The following is a 9,851-nucleotide window of genomic DNA, read 5'->3' as shown; positions in this document are numbered from 1 at the left end:
CCGAAAAACAGCTCGGCCAGGCGCTGTTCGAGCGAACGGCGAGCGGTCTGGTGCTGACCGAATTCGGCGCCGTCTTCGCGGCCCGCCTCGGTGCTGGATTTCGTGAGCTTTCCCAGGCCGTGGCCCTGGCCGACGAGGCTACGCAATGCACATTGGTGGTTTCGGTGGCGCCGGCCTTTGCCTCGAAGTGGCTGTTGCCCAGACTATCTCGCCACTTCGACCGGCATCCCAAAGTGCTGCTGCGCATCGACGCTTCGGTGCGGCTGGCCAATCTCGATCACTCGGACATCGACATCGCCATCCGGCTCGGCGACGGCAAATGGCCGGGCGGACGCACGGAACTGCTCTTGGCGCAGGAAGTCTTCCCGGTCTGCGCGCCGGCGATCGCCCAAAAACTGAAGTCGATCGAGGATCTTGCCCAGACCTGCGCGATCACCGACGAGCGGGCAATGATCAACTGGGAAAGCTGGTTCGAGACAGCAGGCGTTCCGCCTGTCACCTTCCTCAAGGGTGCGCGTTTCACCGACCCGATGCTGTGCCTGGAATCGGCGATTGCCGGCCATGGCGTGATGCTGGGCTGGCAATTGCTTGCCGCGGATGCGCTGACCGACGGGCGGCTGGTGGCGCCTTTCGGAATCCGCGCCCAGAGCGGGCTCGGCTATTGGCTGGTGACCTCGTCCGTCAAGGCGGAAAGCCGCAAGGTCCGTGATTTCAAGGTCTGGATCAGGGAAGAGATCGAGGCAACCATGGCGCGGTTCGGGTCCGTAAACCCAGAACCCGCCGGCGCGATCGCGGTGGAAAGGACGGAGGCACCGAGCTATGTAGAGTCGGACATCAAACTACGACAGGCAGGATCATGACCACACATTCGCGCGGCGTTTCCGCATCGATCGACCCGGTGAAGCTCGACAGGCTGGCGGAAGTCGCCATCAAGGTCGGACTGCAATTGCAGCCGGGGCAGGATCTGGTGCTGACTTCGTCGATCGCGGCACTGCCGTTGACCAGGCGGATCGTCGAGCACGCCTACAAGGCCGGCGCCGGGCTGGTGACGCCGATCTTCAACGACGACGAGATGACGCTGGCCCGCTACCGCTTCGGCGCCGATGCGAGCTTCGACCGCGCCGCCGGCTGGCTCTATGAAGGCATGGCGAACGCCTTTTCCAACAATGCGGCCAGGCTTGCCGTGCGCGGCGAGGATCCATCGCTGTTGTCGGCTCAGGATCCGGCGAAAGTGGCGCGCGCCAACAAGGCGAATTCGATGGCCTACCAGCCGGCGCTGGAAAAGATCACCGGCTTCGACATCAACTGGAACATCGTGGCCTATCCGGACCTCGCCTGGGCCAGGCAGGTTTTTCCTGACGATGCCGACGATGTCGCGGTCGTGAAGCTCGCCGACGCCATCTTCGCCGCGTCGCGGGTCGATGTGGAGGACCCCATCGGCAATTGGAAGGCGCACAACGCGGCGCTGCGCAGCCGCACCGAATGGCTCAACGGCCATGATTTCCATGCGCTGCACTTTGCCGGACCCGGCACCGACCTGACGGTTGGACTGGCGGACGGCCATGAATGGATGGGCGGCGCCTCGACCGCCAAGAACGGCATCACCTGCAACCCCAACATCCCGACCGAGGAAGTCTTCACCACGCCGCATGCAAGGCGGGTCGAGGGTCATGTCTCCTCGACCAAGCCGCTGTCCTACCAGGGCACGCTGATCGACGACATTTCGGTGCGTTTCGAAGAAGGCAGGATTGTCGAGGCCAAGGCATCGAAGGGCGAGGATGTGCTGAAGAAGGTGCTCGATACAGATGAGGGCGCGCGCCGCCTCGGCGAAGTAGCGCTGGTGCCGCATTCCTCGCCGATCTCGGCAAGCGGGCTGTTGTTCTTCAACACGCTGTTCGACGAGAACGCCGCCTGCCATATCGCGCTCGGCCAGTGCTATTCGAAGTGCTTCGTCGACGGCGCCTCGCTCAGCCAGGACGAGATCGCGGCGCGCGGCGGCAACAAGAGCTTCATCCACATCGACTGGATGATCGGTTCGGACAAGATCGACATCGATGGTGTCCACAAGGACGGCGCCCGCGTGCCCGTCATGCGCAAGGGTGAATGGGCTTGACCGTACGGAGGGTGCGATGGCCTTCGACCTGGCGGTCAAGCGTATCTACGAGCCACCCGCGCCCGATGACGGGCAGCGGGTTCTGGTCGACCGCATCTGGCCGCGCGGTGTCAGCAAGGAAGACGCTGCGCTGACGCTGTGGTTGAAGGACATCGCACCGAGCGACGACCTGCGAAAGTGGTTCGGCCATGCGCCGGCGCGCTGGCCGGAGTTTCAGGAGCGGTATCGTGCTGAGCTGGACGGGAACGGCGAGGCGGTGAGTGAATTGCGAGGCTTGATCAGCCACGGCAAGGTGACGCTGCTCTATGGCGCGCATGATGAAGCGCATAACAATGCGGTGGCGCTGGCGGGGTATCTCAGCGCAAGCGCTCACAATTAGCCATCGTTAGCCAGACCTTCGTCATCCTCGGGCTTGACCCGAGGATCCATGCCGCGACCTCAGTCGAAAGGCGCAGCGGAGCAGAATCTGCACCGTTGCAACACGGATAGATCACGGCATGGATCCTATGGTCTGCGCTGCGTCGCTCCGCTCCTTGCTTCGCCATAGGATGACGAAGTGAGGTGTATGCGCTGCCCTACTTCACCACCGCCTCATAAACATCAGCCTTGAACCCCACCAGAATCCGATCCCCAACCTCCAGCACCGGTCGCTTGATCACGGTCGGCTTGGCCAGCATCAGCGCCTTGGCCTTCTTTTCGTCGAGGCTCTGCTTGTCGTTGTCCGGCAGTTCGCGAAACGTGGTGCTACCCTTGTTGAGCAGCTTTTCCCAGCCGACCTTGCCCGCCCAGCCATCCAGCCGCTTCGCGTCCAGTCCCTCTGCCCTGAAATCGTGAAACCTGTAGGCCACGTCATGGCCTTCCAGCCAGAGGCGCGCCTTCCTGACCGTGTCGCAGGTGGTGATGCCGTACATGATGATCGTCAAAACAGTGGCCCTTCCGATTTCGAATCTGACCGCAGATTAAGGACGCTCTGCGCGCTTTGCCAGCGCTCCCCGGCATGCCTTCGGTTTTGCCCTTGCCAACACTAAGGAATTTCCCTAAGTATTTTGACAGCGCCTCAGGACCAACCAATGACAAGCCTTCAGACCACAACTCCGAGCCCTCCGCCGATCGACGGCATCTTTCGCGCACTGTCCGATCCGACGCGGCGACGCGTGGTGGAGCGGCTGAACCGCAGCCCTGCCTCGGTCAGCGAGCTTGCCCAACCGTTCGACATGGCCCTGCCCTCCTTCATCGAACATCTCAAAATCCTCGAAGGTTGCGGGCTGGTGCGCTCGCAAAAGACCGGCCGGGTCAGGACCTATCAACTGGCGCCCGAGCCGCTGAAGCTTGCCGAAAACTGGCTGGCCGAACAGCGCACGCTGTGGGAGCGCCGCCTCGACCAGTTCGACGCCTATGTGATGACCCTCAAGGAGACAGAAAAATGATCTATCCCCTCAAGCCGGATCCCAGACTGGACCTCGTGCTGGAGCGCGTCATCGATGCGCCGCGCGAATTGCTGTGGCGCGCCTTGACGACGCCGGAGCACGTCAAGCAATGGTTCACGCCGAAGCCTTGGATGATCACCGACTGCGAGATAGACCTCAGGCCGGGCGGGCTGTTCCGCACGCGCATGCAGTCGCCCGACGGAACCGAGGTCAACGACCGCCATTGCTGCTATCTCGAAATCGTGCCGAACGAGCGGCTGGTGTGGACGGATGCATTGTTGCCGGGTTACCGGCCGTCAGGGGAACCCTTCATCACCGCTGTTATCTCCTTGCAGCCGGACGGCAAGGGCACGCGCTACACCGCCACCGCCATCCATCGCGACGAGGCGACCCGCAACAACCATGAGGAGATGGGTTTCTTCAACGGCTGGGGCACGGTGGCCGATCAGCTTGGGCAGTACGTGAAGACGATCTGATCTTCCCACATGACGGCCAGGACGTTGTCTTGGCCGTCATGCTTGTTTTCAACCCGGGAGCGAAGAGAGCAGTCTCCCGGTGGCATTTCCGCCTCAATAATAGAAGCGCTCTTCGGTGATCTTGCCGTTCTTGACTGTGTAGAGGCCAACTTCATCCATGGTGACGCGCTCGCCGGTGGCCTTGGGCGTGATGTCGAACTTGAAGCGCACCGCGAACTGGTCTCCGTTGACATAGGGGCCCTCGACCGAGCCGCCATGCACTTCGTTGTTCTCCTGCCACCACTGGCCCTTCTGCTTGAGAGCCTCCTTGCCATGGGAGATGGCCATCGGCCCCGCCATGGCTTCGAGACTGACGATATCATCGGCATTGTACTTCTCGGCAGCAGCTTCGTTATCGCCCTGCTTGAGCAGTTCGGTGAAATCTTTGGCAATTTCCGCGATGGTCATTTGTGTTCCTCCTGTCAGACGCACTGCAAATGGGGAACAGCTTGCTGGCCTGCCACCATTGCCGGCACTACAGCTGACAAGCCGTGTCAGGACGATTGATATAGCGGCTGTATGACGACGATTTCTCACATGCCGGCTAGGGAATCGTCCTGACCGGTCAATTGCCAGGTCGCCGGACATTTGTATTCACCCTGGTGGCTACGGATCAGCGAAAAACTCCGCACTGTCCAGGATATCGGCTCAACGATCCGTTCCCGCACTTTTGGAACGCCCCTCCTGTCGCGAAGCAGCGTGACATGTGGCTCCAGCGAGGTCGTGATGAATGGCTTTAGCGGGCTGTCGTCAATTACGGCAGAGAGCTTGCGCCAGAAGGCTTGCAAAGTCGGCGAATGGTCGCTGCTGCGAAGCACCAGCGCCCCGCCGCCGAAAGCCGACAGGCGGTCGAAGCAAACATCGAATGGTGTGGCTTGCATCAGCAAGCCGACATGGCGGGCGATCTCCACCACACGCTTCTGTTTGCCGTCGCCAAGGCCGATCAGGGATATGTGCATTTGATCGGTTGGCGTCAGCCATCCCCGCAATCTCAGTTCCTGATTGTAGTGCTCAGCCCTGCGCCGCAGCATGGCATTGACCGGGTCTTCAACGAGAAATCCGTAAAACAGATGCGGCTCCCGGATCGGGCTCTGTCCTTCAAATCGGAAAAAGGTCTGACCGTTCTTCGCGGTTCCGTATGAAAATTGCCCACTCACAACCGATCTCGTCCGGCAGATTGTATCAAGCCGAGAAGCTTAGAACAAAAAGGGAACGAATCAAGTGAAAACAAAACCGGCGCTAATGGTTTCCGCATCAGCGCCCGCAAGCTTAACGGCGGAGCAAGCATTTTCGAGCAGGGGCCGAACCCTACGATCCGTAGCCGATGATGCCCTGACCTCCCGAAAATCGTGGATCGACCAGTCGACATACCCCCGGCCGTTGACCGACGGCTTGTAGCCACCGCGCGGCGTGTGCTCCGGTTATTTAACGTCGACAAAATTAGCTTGGTAGCACCGGGCAGTTGGCACCACGGCGCAGGCTGATATGCGCCACGTCTCCGACGCTGAATTGGGAACCCTCGGCCTGGCGCGGCGCATCGATGACAACAGGCGCGCCCTGCCCGAGTTCGGCATGAAGGCGCAGCGTGCGACCGTGAAAGACGACGCTGTTGACGCGCGCCGGCGCGGTGCCGGGCGCGGCCTCGGTCATCGCCAGCAAATCCTCCGGACGCACGCCGATGGTGCGGGTGGCGCCCTCGGCAGGTGCCTCGCTAGTTTCAGAAATAGCCTCCAGCGGCAGGGCGCCGGCGGCGAAGCGCAGGCGATCGCCGTCTCGGCCGACGAAGCGCGATTGCAGGAGATTCATGGTGCCGATGAAGCTCGCCACAAACTTCGTGGCGGGCCGGTCGTAAAGGGTGGCCGGCGGCGCGATCTGCTCGATGCGGCCCTTGTTCATGACGACGATGCGGTCGGAGATCGACAGCGCTTCGGTCTGGTCGTGGGTGACCATGACGAAGGTGGTGCCGAGCCGCGACTGCAGCCGCTTCAGTTCAACCTGCATCTGTTCGCGCAGATGCGCATCGAGCGCCGACAGCGGCTCGTCGAGCAGCAGCACGCGTGGTTCGCAGACGATGGCACGCGCCAGCGCGACGCGCTGGCGCTGGCCGCCCGACAGTTCGGAGACGCGGGCGCCAAGCTTGTCGGCGAGACCGACCATGTCGAGGGCTTCGCCGGTTCGCTTTGCCTGTTCGGCTCCAGACAGTTTGCGCAGTGACAGACCGAAGCCGACATTTTCGGCGACATTCATGTGCGGGAACAGCGCATAATCCTGGAACACGGTGTTGACCGGCCGGTCGAAGGGCCGAAGGGCCGTGATATCGCGACCATCGAGCAACACCTTGCCGCTCGACGGGCTTTCGAAACCGGCGATGACGCGCAGGCTGGTGGTCTTGCCGCAACCCGACGGCCCGAGCAGCGTGACAAACTCGCCGCTGATAATGTCGAGGTCGACGGCGTCGAGCCCGACGATGCCGCCAGGAAAAATCTTCGAGACCGCCTGCAGCCGCACGAGTGGATCAGGCGCCATCGCGAACCTCGGACGGCTTCGTGGTGTTGACCCAGAGGATCTGGCAACGCTCGGTGCCCGGATTGCGGAAGGCATGCAAAAGCGTGCTCTTGAACGCAAAACTGTCGCCGGCCTTCAGCACGTAATTTGTCGAATCCACCACCAGTTCGACCTCGCCGGCCAGCACGAAGCCGAATTCATGGCCGGCATGGGCATAGGCCTCGGCCGTGCCGCCGCTGGCTTCCACCGTCACCAGCATGCCGGTCAGCGTCGCGCCCGGGGGTGACAGCAGCGCCTTGGCAATGCCTTCCGACTTCACCGGGATCTGCCGCCGCTTGTCGGCGCGCACGCAATAGAGATCGTTGGCCGCATCGTTGCCGTCGGCGATCAGCGCCGACGGCTCGATGTCGAGGGCGGCGGCGAGCGGCCAGATCACCTTGACGCGCAGCGAGGACATGCCGCGCTCGATCTGGCTGAGCGCCCCGATCGACACACCAGCTTTTGCCGCAAGATCGGCCAGCGACAGATTGCGCTCCAGCCGCAGCGCCCGCACGCGCCGGCCGACCCGCACATCGGCATCGTCCTTCGGCTTCTCAGCCGGTTCGTCCAGCATGTCCATTTGTTAGTCCTTATTGCAGTGCTTAGGGCCGGTGGCGACCAAGGCCGGCTTCAGGGTTGGATAGCTATCGGGCGTCAGTGCTGCCCCTCATCGCCCTGCCGGGCACTTCTCCCCGTATAGTGACGGGGAGAAGTGGCTGGCCGCAACGCCGGCGCCATCCTTGCAACGCTGATGATTGGCGAAATGGGCGATGACAGCGTCCCTCTCCCCGTCACTATACGGGGAGAGGATGCCGGCAGGCAGGTGAGGGGCAGCGCAAACTTCGGCAATTGGTCGCCTCGAATACGGTTGAAACTCACCCGCCCGCCTTGACCTTTTCAAACATCTTGGCGAGGTCGTCATTCTGTTTCATCGGCCCGGTGAAGATGGTGGTCTTCAGCAACACCTCGGGATCGGATGGCAGCTGCAATTTCTCAAGTTCCTCCTTCGGCACGGTGGCGAAGGCGGAGTTCAGCGAGCTGCCGTAGCCATAGGCCTGGATCAGGTATTTGCCGGAGTCGGCATCCAGCCGGCTGTTGATGAAGTCATAGGCGAGATCGACATTCTTGGCGTCCTTGAGCATGACGAAGCCGCAGGCCCAGGTCAGCATGCCCTCCTTCGGCTTCATGAACTCGACCGGCACGCCCTGCTTCTTCAGCGACGTGGCGGACGCGTTCCAGGTCATGGCGGCGACCAATTGGCCGCTGGCCAACGCCTGTTCGACGGAGGTCATGTCGGTGGTGTAGTTGGAGAGCAGCGGGCGCTGCTCGCGCAGCTTCTCGGCCACCTTGTCCATTTGCTCCGGCGTCATGTCGAACGGATTGACGCCGGCGAGCAGTGCGGCAACGACCGGCGTGTCGTGCACGGCGTCGATCGTCGCCATGCGGCCGGCATACTGCTTGTCCCACAAAAGGTTCCAGCTCGCTTCCGGGTTCTTCACCAGATCGGTTCGGTAGAGGATCGAGGTGTTGCCCCAGTCCCATGGCACCATCCAGACCTTGCCGTCGCCGGCCTGCAGGTCGGGCAGGTTCTTGAACACCGGGAAGATCGAATCCCAGTTCTTGATGCGCTTGGTGTCGATCGGCTGCAGCAGGCCTTCCTTGTTCCAGCGCGCCACCTTGTCATAACAGGGATGCGCGATGTCGGGGCGGAAGCCGGCCTTGACCTTGGTGAAGGCGTCATCGTCGTCACCGAAGATGGAGGCCTCGACGCCATCGGGATGCGCGGCAAGGAAGCTCTTGTTGAAATCGGGCAGTTCATAGCCCGACCAGGTGAAATATTGCAGCTTGTCGCCGGCGAAAGCGACGGTCGACGACAGCGTCATCGCGAACGCCGTCAATCCAGCGCAAACAGTCTTTGCAGAGATCGATTTCAGGTCGAATGCCATTGCAGTTCTCCTCTCTTGGTTTGTTTTGGTTGTGATGGATCCGCGGGCTTTGGCGCCGTGGCGGACAGGCCGCGATGGCGCAGGATTTCAGCTGCTGCAGCGATGATGAAGGACACAGCCAGGATCGACGTGCCCAGCGCCATCACCGTCGGCAGCGACTTTGGAAAACGCAGCTGGCTCCAGATGTAGAGCGGCAGCGTCGGCTCGGTGCCGGCGAGGAAGAAGACGACGATGAATTCGTCGAAGGAGATCAGGAAGGCCAGCATGAAGGCCGAAACGATGGCCGGCAGGCTGAGCGGCAGCATGACCCGCCGGAACGTCGTCCAGTCGGAGGCGCCGAGATCGAGCGCCGCCTCGCGAATGGTTTTCGGGACGGCGGCGAAGCGGCTGCGCATGATCACCACGGTCGTCGGCAGCGCCACCAATATGTGACCGAGAACGATGGCGATGCGCGATGGCCCCAAACCAATGAGGTTGATGAGGATCAGCAGCGATATGCCGACGATGACGCCGGGGATCAGGATCGGCAGCCGGGCGATGGCGCTGATGGTGGCGGCCAGCGGCGAGCGGCCATAGAGGTCCATGTAGGATACGGTGATGCCGCACAGCGTCGCGCCCGTGGCGGCAATGGCGCCGATGACGAGGCTGTTCAAGAGTGCACCAGTCAGCGCCGAATTGCCGAACAGTGTCGCGTACCATTGCAAGGTGAAGCCTTGCAGTGGAAACGCTGCCTGGATCGAGTTGTTGAAGGAAAACAGCGGGATCAGCAGCACCGGCAGATAGAGAAAGACCAGATAGGCGACGACGTAGACGCCGAGCCAGCGGCCGCCTCCCTGCGTGCGTGCAGCGCTCATGTGCGGCTGCCAAATCTGCGGTCGGCGAAACGCGCGACCAGCACCACGCACAGGATGACCAGCATGACGGCGACGGAGAGTGCGGCGCCGAACGGCCAGTCATTGGCCTTGCCGAATTGCGCCTGGATCAGCGTGCCGATCATGGTGCTGGCCGGGCCGCCGACGAGCGCCGGCGTGACATAGTCACCGACCGTCGGCACGAAGACGACAAGGGCTGCCGCCAGCACGCCCGGCATCGAATTGGGCAGCACGACACGGCGGAAAGAGGTGAATGGCCGCGCGCCGAGATCGGAAGCGGCCTCGATCAGCGATTTCGGGATGGTGTCCAGCGCCACATAGATCGGCAGGATGGCGAACGGTGCATAGGCGTGCGCGAGCGTGACGACGACGGCGGCCGGCGTGTTGAGAAAGGCCAATGTCGGCTCGGACCAGATACCGCTTTCGATCAGCGC

At 62.3% G+C, this 9,851-nt stretch carries 14 protein-coding genes; 6 read left to right on the top strand and 8 right to left on the bottom strand.

The genetic code is table 11. From position 1 onward, the window contains the following. The 3 genes from EN893_RS07595 to EN893_RS07585 form a co-directional block, all read left to right on the top strand. Positions 1-860, top strand: an 860-nt coding sequence (locus tag EN893_RS07595) for a LysR substrate-binding domain-containing protein (RefSeq protein WP_128361466.1), incomplete at its 5' end; no start/stop codon positions are given. Next, the gene (locus tag EN893_RS07590) at positions 857-2,113 is read left to right on the top strand and encodes an aminopeptidase (protein WP_127272629.1); all 1,257 of its coding nucleotides are present in this window, start codon (positions 857-859) and stop codon (positions 2,111-2,113) included. The genes EN893_RS07595 and EN893_RS07590, both read left to right, overlap by 4 nt. Before the next feature lie 16 nt (positions 2,114-2,129). Then, entirely contained in the window at positions 2,130-2,492 is a 363-nt protein-coding gene (locus tag EN893_RS07585) for a DUF488 domain-containing protein (protein WP_127270292.1), read from the top strand. A 196-nt stretch (positions 2,493-2,688) separates the two neighbouring features. Here the strand turns inward: EN893_RS07585 and EN893_RS07580 are convergent, their stop codons facing one another. Next, positions 2,689-3,036: an ArsC family reductase gene (locus EN893_RS07580; protein ID WP_127270294.1), complete on the bottom strand. Its 348-nt coding sequence runs from the start codon at positions 3,034-3,036 to the stop codon at positions 2,689-2,691. Positions 3,037-3,183: 147 nt separating this feature from the next. Here EN893_RS07580 and EN893_RS07575 point away from each other — a divergent pair, with 147 nt between their 5' ends. Both EN893_RS07575 and EN893_RS07570 read left to right on the top strand, forming a co-directional pair. Continuing rightward, on the top strand, positions 3,184-3,540 hold the full coding sequence (locus EN893_RS07575) for a metalloregulator ArsR/SmtB family transcription factor (RefSeq protein ID WP_127270295.1): 357 nt from the start codon (positions 3,184-3,186) through the stop codon (positions 3,538-3,540). Then, a complete protein-coding gene (locus EN893_RS07570; RefSeq protein WP_127270213.1) occupies positions 3,537-4,016 on the top strand; it encodes an SRPBCC family protein in 480 nt (159 codons plus the stop codon). Before EN893_RS07575 ends, EN893_RS07570 begins: the two co-directional genes overlap by 4 nt. A 93-nt stretch (positions 4,017-4,109) precedes the next feature. On the opposite strand, the gene EN893_RS07565 is transcribed toward EN893_RS07570, so the two are convergent. Both EN893_RS07565 and EN893_RS07560 read right to left on the bottom strand, forming a co-directional pair. After that, the gene (locus EN893_RS07565; RefSeq protein ID WP_127270215.1) at positions 4,110-4,463 is read right to left on the bottom strand and encodes a nuclear transport factor 2 family protein; all 354 of its coding nucleotides are present in this window, start codon (positions 4,461-4,463) and stop codon (positions 4,110-4,112) included. Between the two features lie 125 nt (positions 4,464-4,588). Further along, the gene (locus tag EN893_RS07560; RefSeq protein ID WP_245490809.1) at positions 4,589-5,014 is read right to left on the bottom strand and encodes a 2'-5' RNA ligase family protein; all 426 of its coding nucleotides are present in this window, start codon (positions 5,012-5,014) and stop codon (positions 4,589-4,591) included. Here EN893_RS07560 and EN893_RS39055 point away from each other — a divergent pair. Next, the gene (locus tag EN893_RS39055) at positions 4,949-5,197 is read left to right on the top strand and encodes a hypothetical protein (protein WP_245490810.1); all 249 of its coding nucleotides are present in this window, start codon (positions 4,949-4,951) and stop codon (positions 5,195-5,197) included. The genes EN893_RS07560 and EN893_RS39055 overlap by 66 nt on opposite strands. Positions 5,198-5,495: 298 nt before the next feature. On the opposite strand, the gene EN893_RS07555 is transcribed toward EN893_RS39055, so the two are convergent. From EN893_RS07555 to EN893_RS07530, 5 genes are all read right to left on the bottom strand, one after another. After that, on the bottom strand, positions 5,496-6,581 hold the full coding sequence (locus tag EN893_RS07555) for an ABC transporter ATP-binding protein (RefSeq protein WP_127270221.1): 1,086 nt from the start codon (positions 6,579-6,581) through the stop codon (positions 5,496-5,498). After that, the gene (locus EN893_RS07550; protein ID WP_127270224.1) at positions 6,571-7,179 is read right to left on the bottom strand and encodes a cupin domain-containing protein; all 609 of its coding nucleotides are present in this window, start codon (positions 7,177-7,179) and stop codon (positions 6,571-6,573) included. Before EN893_RS07550 ends, EN893_RS07555 begins: the two co-directional genes overlap by 11 nt. 295 nt (positions 7,180-7,474) lie before the next feature. Further along, entirely contained in the window at positions 7,475-8,545 is a 1,071-nt protein-coding gene (locus tag EN893_RS07540; RefSeq protein WP_127270226.1) for an ABC transporter substrate-binding protein, read from the bottom strand. Continuing rightward, a complete protein-coding gene (locus tag EN893_RS07535; RefSeq protein ID WP_127270229.1) occupies positions 8,530-9,399 on the bottom strand; it encodes an ABC transporter permease in 870 nt (289 codons plus the stop codon). The genes EN893_RS07540 and EN893_RS07535 overlap by 16 nt, the downstream gene beginning before the upstream one ends. Then, positions 9,396-9,851, bottom strand: a 456-nt coding sequence (locus EN893_RS07530; protein ID WP_164900754.1) for an ABC transporter permease, incomplete at its 5' end; no start/stop codon positions are given. The genes EN893_RS07530 and EN893_RS07535, both read right to left, overlap by 4 nt.

Source organism: Mesorhizobium sp. M7A.F.Ca.CA.004.04.2.1, from assembly GCF_004022825.1.
Classification (GTDB): domain Bacteria; phylum Pseudomonadota; class Alphaproteobacteria; order Rhizobiales; family Rhizobiaceae; genus Mesorhizobium.
Note: the sequence above shows the minus strand (reverse complement) of the source record. Positions and strands in the feature narration are given on the sequence as shown.